The sequence below is a fragment of the Arthrobacter rhizosphaerae genome (genome assembly GCF_023062595.1).
Taxonomy (GTDB): domain Bacteria; phylum Actinomycetota; class Actinomycetes; order Actinomycetales; family Micrococcaceae; genus Arthrobacter; species Arthrobacter rhizosphaerae.
The window spans coordinates 106,141-120,886 of the sequence record NZ_JALLAN010000003.1; the positions used below are offsets into that span (position 1 = coordinate 106,141).

A 14,746-nucleotide genomic window follows, 5' to 3' on the forward strand; every position below is an offset into this window, starting at 1 on the left:
CCATGAAGGCACAAGTGAACGCATAAGAGCGTTCCCAGGCAAGGCCTGGCCACAGGAAAAGGAATCACATGGGAATTTCGGGCATGAAGCGAGTGCGGAAACTACGCATCCATTGGCCAATCGAGCGGGAGATCCTCGCGCGGCTCGCTGCCGGCGAAACACAGGTGTTCGAGGAGGACCCCCGGATGGCCGCGTTTCTGGCCGCTCTGCGCGAAATGCCCGAACTCGGAGACTTCGGGATGTACCACCACGTCTTTGAGTCGGGCCTGGGGTTCGAGGGATTCACGGTGGGCGAAGGCGCCAATCCAACAATGGGCACAGTCGGCAAGCGCAGCGTCTCCCCCACCTTCTTGCTGACCACCTACATCGACGCGGATCTTTCCGACGACGCCGTCGGGCGGATTGTCGAACGAGTCGTGGCTATCCACCCGTGGGAAGTCCCGGTTCTTGAAGTTTCCGAAGCCCTCAACATCTCCACCTTCATGACAGGAAGGGTTGCGGCATGACAATCAGCGCAGGAACCACCGAAAGCCTCAGCACCGGAGTATGGGAAGGCCTCAGCACCCTCTTGGCCGGCCGGACCTTCACCGATCTGACCCACGCCTTCCACCCGGGGCAACCCCATTTCCCGGCATTTCCCGATGAAGTCCGCAGCAATCTCTTTGATCTGGAAGCCGGGGACGGGTTTACTGCGCACCAGTACACCATCGTCGGGCAGTGGGGCACCCACGTCGATCCGCCGTCGCACTTTATCCGGTCAGGACGGACCCTGGACAACATCCCCGTGCAGGAAATGATCCTGCCCCTTGTGGTCCTGGACATCAGTGAGCGCGTGGACGCGGACGCCGACGCCACACCTTCCCTCGCCGATGTGGAGGCGTGGGAAAAGCGGCACGGCCGGATCCCGGAGGATTCCTTCGTAGCGCTGCGCAGTGGGTGGAGCAGCCGCTGGCCGGACGGGGAGGCCATGGCCAACCGGGATTCCGACGGCGTCAGCCATACACCCGGGTGGTCCTCCGCGGTACTGAGGTTCTTGGTGGAAGAGCGGAATATCCGCGCAATCGGGCACGAACAAACAGACACTGACCCGGGCCAGGCGACGTCGCGCTCCGACTTCAGTCTCGAAACCTACATCCTGGCGCAGGGGCGCTGGCAGATTGAGCTTCTGGCCAGTTTGGAGTCCCTGCCCGAAGCAGGGGCGGCGATCGTGGCCACCTGGCCCAAACCCCAAGGTGGCAGCGGCTTTCCTGCCAGGGTCTTTGCCATCCACTGACCTCTGCAGTTAACAGTCACCAACGTTGGCTAGACTCGGCCCATGCCGAAAAACTCAAGCATGGGCCGTGGGATGAACGTGGTGTTCGCGGTGAGTGCCCGGCATGCCGCCGGCAGCGCGGGCGCCACGGTTGCCGACGTCGCCGCTGATCTCGGCAAAGACCGCAGCCAAGTGTCACGCGGGCTCAAGGCGGCACTGCAGGAGGACTTCCTGATCCGCGGCGAGCGCCGGGCCTATGCCTTGCACTGGGGGTTATATGCGGATGCGCGGGCCCTCACGGAGCAGCGTCTGCGGACTGATGGGCTGACGGCGCTGGAAGGCCTTGTCGAGGACACCGGAGAAGGCTGCTTCCTGGGCGTTCTGAGCGGCGATTCAACAGTGACGATCGGCGAGCGCGTTCCGGCTGACAGCAAGATGATCGGTTCGTGGATCGGCCGGCCTTACCCCGCTTACTGCAGTGACGCAGGCCAGGCACTGCTGTGGCAGGCTACTGACGACGAGGTCCGGAGGGTGTTCAGCCGCACCGAGTTCGTGAAGCATGGACCCAAGACCCCCACAGGCGTTGACGACTTCCTCGAGCGGCTTCACTCGGCCCGCGAGCGCGGATATTCAGTGGTGGATGAAGAGGCCGAACCCGGCTTGTATTCCCTTGCTGTCCCTATTCACGACTTCCGCGGCGAGGTGCTGGCCGCGCTGCAGGTTGTGGGGCCCAAAAGCAGGCTGGAACCCAAAAGCGCCGAGTGTGGTGCCGCCGTCGTCAAATGGGGGCGGGCGCTGGAAGCGGCCCTGACGGGGCGGTCCGCCGCTGGGGTGTGAGCTTGGAGCCGTAGGGGGCCTCCCCCTAACTGGCGTCGGCGTCGTTCCAGTTCGGCTTCATTTCGATGAGCTGAATGAGGTTGCCGCAGGTGTCGTTAAGGACGGCTACGAAGGCGGTGCCGATGTCGGTGGGCGGCTGGGTGAACACGACACCCCGGCTGGTCAGCCTGGCGTACTCGGCCTCGATATCGTTTACGGAGAACTGAGCCAACGGAATGCCGTCCTCCATCAGCGCATCCCGATACGGCTTCACTGCAGGGTGACCAGCCGGCTCCAGCAAAAGCTCCGGACCGTCAACTACCTCGGGTGACTCAACGGTTAGCCAGAAGTTCTCGCCGAGGGGGATGTCATGCCGCTTTTTGAAGCCGAGCACCTCGGTGTAGAAGGCGAGGGCTGCCCGCTGGTCGTCAACGAACAGGCTCGTCAGGGAAATTTTCATTGTTCAGTCCTTTTTCTGCTTGGCCACCGTCCGGTGATCTGGGCGAGTGGCTCTGGATTGAAGTAGTGGAATTTGGAGCGTCCACGCCGCTCGGTCACCACGAGGCCAGCCGACTCAAGCACTCCGAGGTGCTGGGAGATCGCCTGACGTGTGAGGGTGAGGCCGTGACGCATTGCCAGCGTGGTACAGATTTCGAATAGTGTCTGGCCGTCCCTCGCAGACAGTTCGTCAAGAACCAGGCGCCTCGTTTCGTCATCGAGAGCACGGAAGACATCGACCATGGCTCCATAATAGGCAAGTGGATACTTGCATATCAAGGGGTCGGTGGAGTAATCCAAAGGCCCCTTTCCTGCCTTCTATTTCGCCCGGTTGATCTTGCTTTGCCTTACCGCGGCAAAAACGGCCGAGGCGGAAACACCAGTACGCTCAGCCCGACGAGGAGTAAGGCTGTTCCACCGAATCGGGTGATTTCAGGCTCGGACGTCATGGTATCGGCTGCTTCAACCCGCACTCTAAATACCCACCCCACGAAAGCTGCGGCGGCCGTGCCAACCACGACGGAGGCCACCATTGCAACGTAGCTCCAGCATTCGAATGCACGGCGATATGGATCGCCAAGTGAACTCCGGTTTTGCCGACGTCATCCTCGTTCCGGGGCACCCTTTTCCCGTGTCGTGCCCGCGCGGATAATGAGGACATGGACGAGTTGGAGCGCCTCCAACGACGCGCGTACGGACCGGGTGCCGACATCGCAGGGGATGCGGCGGCTATGGCTCGGCTTTCCGAACTGGAGGCCGCCCAACGCCAGCCGAATCCCGTCGTCGATGCCCCCGCGGCACCGTGGTGGCGCCGCCGCCGCTGGTTGGCGATCCTCGGCAGCGCCATTGCGGCCCTCGCCCTGATCGCTGCCCTCGTCGCTTGGATGTCGCAGCTGCTTGCTCCTGGGTCCACTCCAATCCAGACCGACGCGTCGACGGCGGAGATGCTGCCGCCCGTCCTCGATGCGCAGGGACCTACGGTGATCGCACCGCACTACGCGCTCACACCGGACTACGTGCTCGCACTGGAGTCCTTCGGTGCCGACGCCGATGAGCCGAAAGACCCGTACGGCACTCTCAACTGGCTGGGTCTCAGTACCGATGAGCTGGGGCGCTACGAGGACTTCCGGGGCCTCAGCGTCTGGAGCGGAAAGTCTCGCTTCGGCACGGTCTGCCTGCTCGTGGCCCACCCCGGCCAGGGACTCAGGGAGGGGATCGGCGACGAAGGGTGTTCCCCGAAGGCCTCGACACCATCGCGGACTTGGTGAATCCCAGGAACGACGGGTCCGGCGGGGTCTCCTACAATTCCGGCGGGGTCTTCGCCGACCTGCCGACCGACAGTCTCATCCGATTCGTGCTCCAAGGCGACCACGTCGACGTCTACTTGTACGTGAGGGCCGCCGACCGGATCGCGTCGCAAGGCTAGCAGGGGGCGGCGCCCTTGAATCCCTCGTCAGGCTCTTGGTGAAATGCCCCCGGCGAATCCACTCTCCTCGGCCCGCGGCAGGGCATTTGAACCTCGTGGCCTATCTTTCCGGGCCCGCGCCTCATTCTGCCTTCGACGACGCGGGGTAGAGAAAGACGTCTACGGAATCGCCGCGGTAGTGGAACCGGACGATGCCATTCGGGACGCCTGTCATACCGTCATCGGTCCGAAGGAAGTCCCCGTCGATGTCTGCAAAAAGATCGACCCCGGGCGGCACACAATTGGCGCCGTCTACAGTGGGACCGGAGCGACTAATGAGCATGAAGCACTGGAAGCCCCGTCCGTCCACGAAGAACCAGGGTTCAACTCCCCAATACGGTTGATAGCCGCGGAAGCTGGATTGGCCGGCAGCTTCCCCCCAAGCGAATTCCAGCGTTGAGAGGAATTCCAGCATTGTGCGAACGTCGCTGTCTGCCTCGTCTGCGATTGGATGCAATGTGGCATCGGGATGCGGTGTTGCAATCCATGTCACGGCGAACACACCGGCAAGAAAGACTGCCAGCGCGCCGGCCACAAATGAGTAACGTCGGGCACGTGTCGCCGTGAGACGACGCCAGGTCGAGGACATCGATCCAATCCTGGACTCCGCCACGGGCGCGATGCTGGTTGCCGAGCCCGGCTTTTCGTCAATGGACCTGGTCCAGGTGGAGTGAGGAACTGACCCGGAATCCGGGGCTGCAGCGGGTGCTGAGACCTCGGTGCCGGTGGCGGGGCGAGTAATCGCGGTGCGTGCCGCCTCCAGTTCCGTCAGTCTTACCTGTGCTGCGGGGTCGGACTGAATATCCGGGTGCGGACCGTATGTCCTCCTGCGGAGCTCGTCCAGCTCGCGCTCAGCATCGGACCGGGGTGAGGATGGGTCCATCAACCCTCCTCCGGCATGAGGTAGACGTAAGCATCCACCTTGTCGTCACGAAGTATGAATCGGATGATGCCGTCGCCGCTACGTCCTTCGAATCCTTCAAACCCATCGCCGGATGAGGCGACGTCCATAATAAGATCTGCTGGAGCCGGAGCACATCGAGCTTTCGAGAGATTACCGCTTGCCCGGTGAATTGCCACCAGACACGGCGCGTCGAACCTGTCCACGCCGGACCAGATCTCAAGACCCAGATACGACCCGTATCCGCGGAGGGTTGAAGCCTCGACCAGCAGCATGGGTACTCCCTCCACGAGTTCGCGGACCTGGTCATCGACCGCGGCCCGTGTCGGGTAAAGAGTGGCCTCAGGGCGCGGCGCGGATAACATCAGGATCGTCATAATGATCCCAACCGCGAGGACCAGCGCGCCACCGACCCAGCCAAGGCGACTCCACTTAGGCAGCGGATGTTCAATCGAGGCAGCATCGGCGGCAGCATCGGAATCTGGCGCACTCTCGCTCGCTGAGGCAACAGGCGGTGAACTGATGTCAGCGCGGGTCGCCGCCTCAAGGTCGCGCAACCTCGCCAGGGCCGGAGGGTCGACACTTATGTCTGGATCCGGACCGTATGCCCGCCTACGGAGCTCACGAAACTCGCGGTCGGCGTCCGAAGGATGCGTAAAGCCTTCCACAGCTGAAAAGTACACCCGGCGGCGGAGCGAGTCTATACGCTCACACATTTGCCCGGACGTCGGCCCGACATCGCCAAGGCCTTGGGCGTCCCGGTGACTGAAGCACTACAAGCCACAGACCTGATCTACATCGTTGAGGGCATCCAGTCACCGGTTCGGCCCACTGCCAGCTCGCTCCGATGTGAGCCGAACGCCTAGGCAAAAATGAACTGCTTGCCCAGCAGGCATCGGCACGCGGCGGCACCTTGACTATCGACTTCCAAGGAGATCGCACCCTGCTCGCTGGCCGTTGCTTCCGCTTCATGGAAGGAACCGCCGTCCTTCCACAGTGAGTCAATCCATGGATGAGCTTCCCCAACCACTAGTTCAGATCCTTGGGAAGGTAGAGAGTGTCGCGGCGTTGCCAGCCTTTATTGCCGGATGCCAAGATATGTGGGTGGGCGCAGTTACAGTGTCCGGCCATAAGATCACCTACCGACGATTGGGATCGGGAGATCCCCTCGTCCTTCTCCATGGCGGCTTTGGGTTCGACAGCCGATCCTGGGGCCCGCAGCTCAACGACCTCGATGACGAATTTGATGTCGTCGCTTGGGACGCTCCCGGCTGCGGAGGATCCCACGATCCTCCCGAGTCCTTTTCCATGGAACAATACGCCGACAGCCTTGCTGGATTCGTGAGAGCGCTCGGCCTTAATCGCCCACACATCCTTGGCCTGTCGTTCGGTGGCGCTCTCGCCCTGGCGCTGTATGCACGACACCCGACCTTGCCCAGAAGCCTGATCCTAGCTGGGGCGTACGCGGGCTGGGCGGGCTCCCTGCCCGCCGACGAGGTACAGCGCCGCGTCCAGCGGATCAGTGAAGAAGTCACACAGCCTCCCGAGGACTGGCTGCCCAAGTACCTGCCCGGCATGCTCACCGAGTCTGCACCGCGAGCCATGGCCGAACAGACTCTAACGCTGATGTCCGATATCCACCCGCGCGCCAGTTTGACGATGCTCAGAGCTATGGCGAAAGCCGACCTTCGCGGCATCTTGCCGAACATCAACGTCCCAACACTGGTACTACATGGCGAATTCGACACGCGATCGCCGTTGGCGGTTGGAAAGGAACTGCACGCGAAAATCCCCCGATCCCGGCTCGTTATACTTCCCGGCCTCGGGCACCTGAGCAACATAGAGGGAGCCGACGCCTTCAATCTTGAGGTAAGGACGTTCCTCCGTTCCCTTCCCGGAGGCCTGTTGCAATAGTGGGCTCGTGGTGATGAATTCGTTTTCCCATACTCGGCTCTGGTGCTGCGTGGCGGGGTCGGAGTATTCACCGCAGTGATTGCCGTTGGAATCGCCCATTATGTGTGGTGTGGCGGGCATCAAGGTGATTGATGCTGTCTGGACAGCATTCTTGAACTCCTTTTCGGCGGCTATTGCTTTGCTATCGAAGCGAGACGTTAATGGAGCTCGGAGCGCAGCCTGCGCTCCTGTTAGTAAAGGAGAAAGCTAATGAATCTGACTAAGAGACTGCTTGCGGTTTCTGCCATCGTTTTTCTCGGCGCTCTAGGATTTGCGCCGGCAGCGTCTGCAACAATCCACCCAATCGTGGAATCCTTTGACTGCGCCTCGGAGACCGCCTTCACGCATCATCCACTTGGAGACGTCGCAGATCCGCCCGGCGTAACACCCGGATACGGCAGCCATTCGGATACAAGCTCCCTGCGCTCACTGAACGTGATCACAGACGGCTTCCAGGATTTCTCGAGCCCCGCGCTTTCTGATTTCAAGCTCAATGGCGAATGCGGCCACTCTGGCCCTTAACCTCCCGCTCCGGAGCCCGGACTGGGCCGGCTCCGGACCTTTTCCAGCTACTCATCCTTAGAAGACAGAGTACAAAATGACCCACGGGACCACTCACAAACTGCTAGATGCCTACCCCAAAGACCTTGGCGACATTGATCAGCACAAACTGGCCGAATGCATCGCAGCCTGTTATGCCTGCTCACAAGCCTGCACCGCCTGCGCAGATGCCTGTCTAAGCGAGGACAAGGTGGCCGAGCTGACCAAATGCATCCGTACAGATCTGGACTGCGCGGACATCTGCACAACGACGGGAAACATCCTCTCTCGCCATACCGGTTACGACTCCAACATCACCCAGGCCGTGCTCCAGTCCTGCGCCACGGTATGCAAGGCATGCGGCGATGAATGCCAACACCACGCGGACATGCATGAGCATTGCCGGATCTGTGCGGAGGCGTGCCGGCGCTGCGAGCAAGCCTGCAACGAACTCCTAACTTCCCTGGGCTGATTGGACTGCCCATAGGCATGAATTCTGGCCGCCAGGTTACCGAATCTTCCAATCTGGACCACCGGTCCGAAAACCGTCGTCTTTGACGTCGGCAGCGTTCGCGCTTGATGAAACATGTTTCCGAGACAAGGGCTGGCCCCGTTGTCCCCGCCGGCAGTTGCTGTTAGCGCCCCCTCATCGTTCATTTCACCGTGCGGGTCATACGTACATCGCCCAGACCCGCCGTCACTCGGATATGGTCAGCGGCTTTCAGCGGCACGCTGAACGACCGGCTTACGGGCACGCGGAGACGTTTTCCATAGGGAAGAATCTAGACATGGCGGATTTTCTACAGCGGGGTTCAATTCAGGACTACTTGTTGGCCCGATGGGGCGACCCCACGAAGACAGCCGAATTCGAAGTTCAAGGGCTTTCCATCGAGATCTGGAAATGGGCTGCAGAGGCCACGGGTGAGGGCGTGGACATCTACGTCACGGTGGGTGCCAGTGACGCAGTGCTCGAAGACGTCGGCGAGCCCAGACACGGGGCTGAATTCATGCTCGGCCTGAATCCAGGCCCGGACGCCGTCGCCAGTTCGTTTGCGGCGTTGGGACTCTACGGCCGACGGAACGCTGTGACCGTCAACAGCGGGGATTCGGTGCCTTCCGATGGTCCACTCTGGCCCGGAACGGACATGATGGCATTCCTCGTCTTAGATCAGGAGGAAGTCCTTCCCCCGGTCCAGTTGCCGGACGGATCCCACGTCCATTTTCTGCAGGCCATTCCCCTGTATGAATCGGAACTGGCGTTCAAACGCAAACAGGGCGCTGAAGCATTGATGAACTGGTGGGAACACAGACATGTGTCGTTCTGGGAGTCCGGTCGCGGACCCGAGATCCCGAGTAAACAGCCAAGATAGGACTTCGCACGCGGGTGTCCGCTGAGGGATCCTAGGCGGTTCGGAATTGCGCCCACTTCTGAACCGCTGGAAGTGATGCCTCAAGAAATCGCTCGAGTGTCTGCGTCGCGTCCGGCTCCTCGCCCCAGCCTCCCTCGAACGCGTCATAGAGATCATCAAGTTCCACGATCTCCTGTGCGAGCGATGGCCCGGTGTGCCCGACGACGGAGTGAGCCCAGGCCGTGAACTCTCGGATCGGAAGTAGTCCGGCGATCACTTGTTGGGCAAAGTGACGTGTCGCGATCACGAGTGCGTCATCTTCAGTCATCCCGGATGTCGGCAGGTCCAGGCTGTTGAGAGATTCGTCGATGAGTGCGCCGAGCTCGAATGCGTTCGCATCGGTGGGCATGCCTGCAAGTTCGCGGAGTGCTTCGCTGTCATTACCTTCGACAAGCGCGTCAGTCGCAGCCGAGATCGCAGTTGCTGCGGCATCGTGCCTGATGAGCCACAGTGCGTGGGCGGTGATCAACTCGACGCCCGCTGCGCCCCCTCCTGACTGTTGAATTCTCATACGGCAAGCATATGCAGCGACAAACGTGCGATGGATGACCTGGCCCGGTAAAGGTTCGGCGGATTCAGGCGGTCATTGCAACAGGAGTCCTTCGATCAGTTCGACAGGTTTTTTGAACTCTAGTCGTTTGCGTGGCCGGTCGTTGAGTTCCTGGGCGACCCAGTCGAGGTCTTCGGCGCTGTGGATGCTCAGGTCGGTGCCTTTGGGGAAGTACTGGCGCAGCAGGCCGTTGGTGTTTTCGTTGATGCCGCGTTGCCAGGGTGAGTGCGGGTCGCAGAAGTAGATGTCTATGCCGGTGTCCATTTTCACGCTCTTCCAGGCCTGCATTTCGATGCCCTGGTCCCAGGTGAGGGAATGCCGTAGTGCTTCGGGGAGTGTCTTGATCTTCGCTGCCAGGGCGTCTCGCATTTGCTCTGCCTTGTAGCCATCGGGCAGGTGCACGAGCATCGTGTAGTTGGTGGTTCTCTCCACGAGGGTCCCGATCGCGGACAGGTTGCCTTTGCCGATGATGAGATCGCCCTCCCAATGGCCCGGCACAGCGCGGTCCTGAACCTCGGGGGGACGTTCGGAGATATTGATCATCCCGGGGATCCGGTTCTTCCGCTGGCCGGCCTTCCTGCAGGGCTGCCTGAGGGCGCGTCCGGTGCGTAAACACGCGGCCAGATCACGGTTCAGGGCTCCACGGGCTTGAACGTAGAGGGACTGGTAAATGGTCTCTGGTGACACCCGCATCTCCGGCTCATCGGGAAACTCGACCCGCAGGCGTCCTGCGATCTGCTCAGGCGAGTACTTCTTTTGCAGATCCTCTTCCACCTTCGCACGCAACCCAGTGTTCGTGTGCAGTTTGGCCGGTTTCGGCCGTGAAGCCCGCTCATATGCCAGTGCGTGAGCCGACGTCGCCCGATAGGGCAACCCGGGTAATGAATTGCGCCGAAGCTCCCGGGACACGGTCGAGGCAGACCTGCCGATCACCGCCCCGATCCGGCGCAGCGAATGTCCCTGGGAGCGCAACACCGCGATCTCTTCACGCTGGGCGAAGGTCAGGCACCTGCCCTTCAAATCCCTGCCGCGGCGTGGCCTGACGCCCCCGGCCTCGGCCAGCACCCGGCGCCCGGTCCGCCTGTTCGAATTGATCGGCACAACCGCGTCAGTGATGAAATCACCAGCCTGCATCCCGGCCCAGAACAGCTGTAGAAGATCCGGTCTTACATAAATCGAATACCTCGCCATGACAACACCCATCCGCTAAGTGTTGCAATCACCGCAAGAACCCAAGGTTCGGCTATCGGGCGGTTACAGTGCGGTGAGGGATCCGATCAGGGTTAGCGATGGTTACGGATTTCTGGAAGGTTTCCCAGACTTGATCCATCTAACGCTGTCCAGCCAGTCCGGCCAGATTCTTGGGTTGGTGGGTTGGCCGTCGTACCTCAGGGCTATGTCTTGGAGAAACGTCAGCAGGTGATCACCTTCCCGGTTGCCGTACTCCCATAAGAAGTCAGAGGTGATCAGGAACCCTTCGCGGGACGTGAGACTGACCGCCTCGGCGGTTGGGCTGTCCTGGTATGACGTTGAGGATCCAGTACGGGGTGGATTCCCGTACTCGATCCAGTCCATGCTTTCCACCCAGTCCTCCCAGGCCGCTGGGTCTGTTGGGCGCCCATCCTCTAACAGTCCGGTGTCGCCAATCAAGGTTAGTAGGTCATCGCCTGATCCGCGCCGCGCATACGCCCAGACGAAGTCGGACATGACCAGAAAACACCCGCGAATCGTCAGGACCGGCTCCAGCGGGGTTGAGCTATCTGGGAATAACATTGATTCCTCCATTTTGGTCTCTCCACCACGGGCTTCAGGCCAGCCTGTGTCCAATCAGGGAGCGATTCATAGTACTTCTCCAGGGTCCCGACGCCATCTTTCAGCACGTCGGCCGAGCGCAGGTTGGCTTGGTCTCGAAGCCGCCAGTATCCTCGTCATCGGCAACTAGCGACATTTACCGATCAAAAAAGGCCGCCACATGACGGCAAACTCCCCATGTGCTGCGATCGAAGGCAGCCGAGTGAAATCCCACAGCAAACGTCCTTGGCCAGTGTCCGATGAAGGTTCGGCTTACGTGCACCAGAGGCACGCTGATCAACCGGCTTACGGGCGCGCTGCTTTCCACCCAGCGCTACAGTTGACCGGACCGTGCGATTCATCGGTACATGGGCAGGTAGAAAGGCCGACGTTGGGAGAGTACTTTGAACTTGAAGTTCTTAGGGGCTTCTACCTAGAAGACAGCTGGGTATTGGACATCAGTGCAAACCGAGGACAACTTGTCATTACCGCGGAGTTCGTACTGACCGAGGAACACCCCTCCTATGCCCCGGCGCGCCCCAGAGAGCAACACTGCTACCGCAAGGGAGTACTGGTGTTCGATGGTGTAACAGATTTGAATTGGACGGGTCAGCTCAGTTCCCGGCCTTCGCGCGACCCTGACGGGTCAGTCGACTACGGCAATATCGACTCCCTCATCATCGAGGGAAATCACTACACCGTTGAAGGGGATCTCGGTAAAATCGACCTCCACGCTGCATCCATCCGAGTGGCACTGGTCTCGGACGGCACGATCATGACTTCGCACAGCACCCGCCACTGACCTGTAGCACGGTCCCGGTCAAGGATCGGCTTACGGGCGGGGCCTACTGGAGGATTCCTGCGCGCGTAACCATGGGATGCCCTCGTCTCTAATGGCGTCCCGGACCTTACTGGCGACCTCTTTAGTAGATGAGTGCGGCCGGACGGCAAACCAGGTATCGGCTCCCCATACGAGTTTCCCCAAACGCTTTGACGTCGTGACGGGACCCAAAACGTTCGCGCTCGGCCGCATGCCCATCCACTTCTCCGTTTCGCGCTTAGTGGCCCAAGCCTGGCGGTCGACCGCCGAGAGGTTCACCGTGAAGCGCACCTCATCCGCAGTACTGGACGTTGATCTCTGCAAGCCCATCAATAGCCAGTGAGTAGCTGACGGTAGTTCGTACCGTACGCCGCTTCCACGGAACCCAAGGCGCCGCAGCTCCGATGCCAGCTCTGTGCTTACCATTGAACGAAATTGGTCCTGTGCAGTCCCTCCAACGATGCTCACCGCACGAGCATAGCGTCAGCGACGGAGGCCGGCTGTGCACCATGATGCCCGCTGAAGGTTGGCCTGAGGCTACTCGGCGTCCTTAGACTTTCCTGATGGTCCGTTGAGGATTTCCCTGGCATCGGCCACTATCCTCACTTTCGTGTCACCGCGCCAGCTTGGCATATCATCCCAATCGTCCAGCAGCGCGACCAGCCCGCCAAGTTCAACAGGCTGCCTGAGCTCAATCCATCCATGGCGAAGAATCAACCTTGCGCCTTCGACTGGATCGAGAGTTCCGTCGACTATGCGGGACATCCACTCCCGCATCAAGATCCACCGAGCCTCAGCATCATCCATATAGGGAACGCCAAGTTCGTCCCGTACCATCAGCCAGAGGTCTCTGGCCCCCCGCGGATCGTTGCGCGGGTGCCCGGCGAGTTCCCGCAACGCGGGACTGTCGTAGCCTCGGATAAGCAATTCCGCGGCAGTGTCCGGTAACGCTTCAATGGGAAGAAGCTCGGTCTGGACGCGCAGAAAGATGAGGCGAACATCTTCCGGCATGATGCTTTCGAAAGTCATGGCTCCACCCTAGACAAGCCTGAGCGAAAGCCCGATAGGTGGCTTCTCGCTCAACCGCCTGATCCTCACCATCTTGGCTTTACGCGCGGCATCGCCAATTCCGCCCGAGAAGGGTTCCCCATCTGAACGTCGCCTCGCTTCAGGCCTCGAAGTGCTTATGCGTAGATTCCAGGATGAACGTCGGAGCGGTCGGCTACGAGGGTTTCCAGACGGGATCCTCCACCAGAGCCGAGACGCATTCTGTGGAACCAGCGACGTACACCGAATCAGCGTAGAGATCATTTCCAACGCACCAGGTTTGATCAGCAGGCCACCACCGCAAGCTGCGCCTGGAGTGGTGTTCATCGACCGACTCTGTCGCAGCTTCTATGGGTCCTTCGAGGAGGTACATCTCCCGCTCGGGAGGAAGGATTACCACGGGGGCTCCGGCCAAATCGTCCCTGATGTCGGAATAGCCTGCCCAGGCGGCGAAGAAACATTTGTCGGGCGTGGTCGTGTGCCGGCTAAGAACCTCTGCCAGGGCAGATGCAACCTGGTAATCGAGTGTCCCGAAATCAACATTGATCTTCTCACCCGTTTTGGCCCTGTAGTTCTGGCATAGACGGTCCCCAACGGCGGCACCGTTCAAGGGAAGGTCCAGCTCCTGCGCAACAGCGGTCCACGAGAGTTTCCGTCCGGCTGCGCCGACAAGGGGATTTAGAACACGAACGATTGCCGGAAAAGTCTCTGGCACAAATGTGCTCACGAGAAGCGGAGGCCCCGGAAAGCCGCGGGCCAGCCAATCCGCAGAAGATGCGGACTTGGCAGGAGCGAGATTTGTTTTCATGTGCTTGCTCCGATTCTGTCTGAATGATCCTTCAGTCGCTAAAGATCACCCTAAGGGTGACCCTTCACTACTACCGAGACGCACTTAGAAGCCAGGGAAAGAAGCTTGAAGAGATCGCAGGGACCTTGAGCGTGAGCATGTCCTCGTTGACCAGGGCGCTGGGTCCAAGCACGGGTAAGCGGGCGGCATCGGCGTCATGAGTTGATCGCCGTCCGACGCGTCCCGAAAGTTGTCTCCGCATGGCGGCGCATCCGCGACTTTCGGGCTAACTTCTGGGAGGGAAGTGTTACGCCGGACCTCGCAGAATCGAGGAGTACTAGCTATGTCACGAGAACTCGTACTGCCACCTGATTACAGTGTTTACGCATGGGAAATCAAGGACAAGGGCGTCCTTGATACGTATGTGCTGGTCGACGACTTGCCTGTAAGCGTGAGCTTCTTCGACCCCGTGCGCTTGCAACAGGAAATCGCCCATGATCTCGAGCAGGGACGTCATTTCACAGTCAAGCGCTTGCTGGTTGTTGAGAGAGTCACTCTCCAGAACATGCAGCTGGCGGTATCTGAAGCACCACCAGAATTCTTCGACTGAGTCGGGGGGGCAGCCTACTTGAATAGAGGCCATAGATCGACGGCCGCCCTGACGGCTGCGATCAGCAGGGCAGCGGCGGAGATCCAGACGCCGGCGATCTGCCAGCTGTTGGCTCGCGGCCGCTGCTGTTCGTCCATGGTTCTCCTGCCTCCTGCTTCTGTGGGGAGAACAATCGTATGGGTCGGGGCCCGACAAAAGGCGCGAGTGACTATAGGCCCGGATCCGGCTGTGCACAGGATCCCCACACTGGCAACGCCGGAGCAGCTGCCCGGTGTGGATGGGTGGGCGACGTGTCGTCCACAGAAAA

At 60.6% G+C, this 14,746-nt stretch carries 22 protein-coding genes; 11 read left to right on the forward strand and 11 right to left on the reverse strand.

Features of this window, described 5'->3' with window-relative positions:
* The first annotated feature begins 68 nt into the window (after positions 1–68).
* The 3 genes from MU551_RS05385 to MU551_RS05395 are packed head-to-tail and all read left to right on the forward strand — an operon-like array spanning position 69 to position 2,089.
* On the forward strand, positions 69–506 hold the full coding sequence (locus MU551_RS05385) for a hypothetical protein (protein WP_247041318.1): 438 nt from the start codon (positions 69–71) through the stop codon (positions 504–506).
* Positions 503–1,273, forward strand: a complete 771-nt coding sequence (locus MU551_RS05390) for a cyclase family protein (protein ID WP_247041320.1) — start codon at positions 503–505, stop codon at positions 1,271–1,273. Before MU551_RS05385 ends, MU551_RS05390 begins: the two co-directional genes overlap by 4 nt.
* 42 nt (positions 1,274–1,315) lie before the next feature.
* Positions 1,316–2,089, forward strand: a complete 774-nt coding sequence (locus tag MU551_RS05395) for an IclR family transcriptional regulator (RefSeq protein ID WP_247041322.1) — start codon at positions 1,316–1,318, stop codon at positions 2,087–2,089.
* 25 nt (positions 2,090–2,114) lie between these two features.
* Here MU551_RS05395 and MU551_RS05400 read toward each other — a convergent pair whose 3' ends face one another.
* Positions 2,115–2,528, reverse strand: coding sequence for a VOC family protein (locus MU551_RS05400; protein WP_247041324.1), 414 nt, complete (start codon positions 2,526–2,528; stop codon positions 2,115–2,117).
* Complete coding sequence (locus MU551_RS05405) at positions 2,525–2,809, reverse strand: ArsR/SmtB family transcription factor (RefSeq protein ID WP_247041326.1); 285 nt, start codon at positions 2,807–2,809, stop codon at positions 2,525–2,527. Before MU551_RS05405 ends, MU551_RS05400 begins: the two co-directional genes overlap by 4 nt.
* A gap of 416 nt (positions 2,810–3,225) precedes the next feature.
* Between MU551_RS05405 and MU551_RS05410 the strand changes: the two genes are divergently transcribed.
* The gene (locus tag MU551_RS05410) at positions 3,226–3,834 is read left to right on the forward strand and encodes a hypothetical protein (protein ID WP_247041328.1); all 609 of its coding nucleotides are present in this window, start codon (positions 3,226–3,228) and stop codon (positions 3,832–3,834) included.
* Positions 3,835–4,113: 279 nt separating this feature from the next.
* Here the strand turns inward: MU551_RS05410 and MU551_RS05415 are convergent, their stop codons facing one another.
* Positions 4,114–4,914 (reverse strand): hypothetical protein, encoded by an 801-nt coding sequence (locus tag MU551_RS05415; protein WP_247041330.1) that lies wholly within the window; start codon positions 4,912–4,914, stop codon positions 4,114–4,116.
* Complete coding sequence (locus MU551_RS05420) at positions 4,914–5,600, reverse strand: hypothetical protein (RefSeq protein ID WP_247041331.1); 687 nt, start codon at positions 5,598–5,600, stop codon at positions 4,914–4,916. The genes MU551_RS05415 and MU551_RS05420 overlap by 1 nt, the downstream gene beginning before the upstream one ends.
* A 48-nt stretch (positions 5,601–5,648) precedes the next feature.
* Here MU551_RS05420 and MU551_RS05425 point away from each other — a divergent pair, with 48 nt between their 5' ends.
* Positions 5,649–5,798, forward strand: a complete 150-nt coding sequence (locus MU551_RS05425) for a hypothetical protein (protein WP_247041333.1) — start codon at positions 5,649–5,651, stop codon at positions 5,796–5,798.
* Here the strand turns inward: MU551_RS05425 and MU551_RS05430 are convergent.
* The gene (locus MU551_RS05430; RefSeq protein WP_247041347.1) at positions 5,795–5,962 is read right to left on the reverse strand and encodes a hypothetical protein; all 168 of its coding nucleotides are present in this window, start codon (positions 5,960–5,962) and stop codon (positions 5,795–5,797) included. The genes MU551_RS05425 and MU551_RS05430 overlap by 4 nt on opposite strands.
* A 74-nt stretch (positions 5,963–6,036) precedes the next feature.
* Between MU551_RS05430 and MU551_RS05435 the strand changes: the two genes are divergently transcribed.
* The 4 genes from MU551_RS05435 to MU551_RS05450 all read left to right on the forward strand — a co-directional run bounded on the left by MU551_RS05435 (position 6,037) and on the right by MU551_RS05450 (position 8,795).
* Positions 6,037–6,846: an alpha/beta fold hydrolase gene (locus MU551_RS05435; protein WP_247041349.1), complete on the forward strand. Its 810-nt coding sequence runs from the start codon at positions 6,037–6,039 to the stop codon at positions 6,844–6,846.
* Positions 6,847–7,095: 249 nt separating this feature from the next.
* Positions 7,096–7,407: a hypothetical protein gene (locus tag MU551_RS05440; RefSeq protein WP_247041351.1), complete on the forward strand. Its 312-nt coding sequence runs from the start codon at positions 7,096–7,098 to the stop codon at positions 7,405–7,407.
* A gap of 76 nt (positions 7,408–7,483) precedes the next feature.
* Positions 7,484–7,897, forward strand: coding sequence for a four-helix bundle copper-binding protein (locus tag MU551_RS05445; protein ID WP_247041357.1), 414 nt, complete (start codon positions 7,484–7,486; stop codon positions 7,895–7,897).
* Positions 7,898–8,213: 316 nt separating this feature from the next.
* A complete protein-coding gene (locus MU551_RS05450) occupies positions 8,214–8,795 on the forward strand; it encodes a suppressor of fused domain protein (RefSeq protein ID WP_247041359.1) in 582 nt (193 codons plus the stop codon).
* Between the two features lie 31 nt (positions 8,796–8,826).
* On the opposite strand, the gene MU551_RS05455 is transcribed toward MU551_RS05450, so the two are convergent.
* Together MU551_RS05455 and MU551_RS05460 are read right to left on the reverse strand one after the other, a co-directional pair.
* Positions 8,827–9,345 (reverse strand): hypothetical protein, encoded by a 519-nt coding sequence (locus tag MU551_RS05455; protein WP_247041363.1) that lies wholly within the window; start codon positions 9,343–9,345, stop codon positions 8,827–8,829.
* A gap of 72 nt (positions 9,346–9,417) precedes the next feature.
* On the reverse strand, positions 9,418–10,587 hold the full coding sequence (locus tag MU551_RS05460; protein ID WP_247041364.1) for an IS30 family transposase: 1,170 nt from the start codon (positions 10,585–10,587) through the stop codon (positions 9,418–9,420).
* A gap of 979 nt (positions 10,588–11,566) precedes the next feature.
* Between MU551_RS05460 and MU551_RS05465 the strand changes: the two genes are divergently transcribed.
* Positions 11,567–11,977 (forward strand): hypothetical protein, encoded by a 411-nt coding sequence (locus MU551_RS05465; RefSeq protein ID WP_247041365.1) that lies wholly within the window; start codon positions 11,567–11,569, stop codon positions 11,975–11,977.
* Between the two features lie 30 nt (positions 11,978–12,007).
* Here the strand turns inward: MU551_RS05465 and MU551_RS23595 are convergent, their stop codons facing one another.
* The 3 genes from MU551_RS23595 to MU551_RS05475 form a co-directional block, all read right to left on the reverse strand.
* On the reverse strand, positions 12,008–12,421 hold the full coding sequence (locus MU551_RS23595; RefSeq protein WP_372489800.1) for a DUF4304 domain-containing protein: 414 nt from the start codon (positions 12,419–12,421) through the stop codon (positions 12,008–12,010).
* A 111-nt stretch (positions 12,422–12,532) separates the two neighbouring features.
* Positions 12,533–13,024, reverse strand: a complete 492-nt coding sequence (locus tag MU551_RS05470; RefSeq protein ID WP_247041366.1) for a hypothetical protein — start codon at positions 13,022–13,024, stop codon at positions 12,533–12,535.
* A 193-nt stretch (positions 13,025–13,217) separates the two neighbouring features.
* On the reverse strand, positions 13,218–13,850 hold the full coding sequence (locus MU551_RS05475; RefSeq protein WP_247041367.1) for a hypothetical protein: 633 nt from the start codon (positions 13,848–13,850) through the stop codon (positions 13,218–13,220).
* 322 nt (positions 13,851–14,172) lie between these two features.
* Here MU551_RS05475 and MU551_RS05480 point away from each other — a divergent pair, with 322 nt between their 5' ends.
* On the forward strand, positions 14,173–14,439 hold the full coding sequence (locus tag MU551_RS05480) for a hypothetical protein (RefSeq protein ID WP_247041369.1): 267 nt from the start codon (positions 14,173–14,175) through the stop codon (positions 14,437–14,439).
* Between the two features lie 14 nt (positions 14,440–14,453).
* On the opposite strand, the gene MU551_RS23275 is transcribed toward MU551_RS05480, so the two are convergent.
* The gene (locus MU551_RS23275; protein WP_281506925.1) at positions 14,454–14,576 is read right to left on the reverse strand and encodes a hypothetical protein; all 123 of its coding nucleotides are present in this window, start codon (positions 14,574–14,576) and stop codon (positions 14,454–14,456) included.
* Positions 14,577–14,746 lie beyond the last annotated feature (170 nt).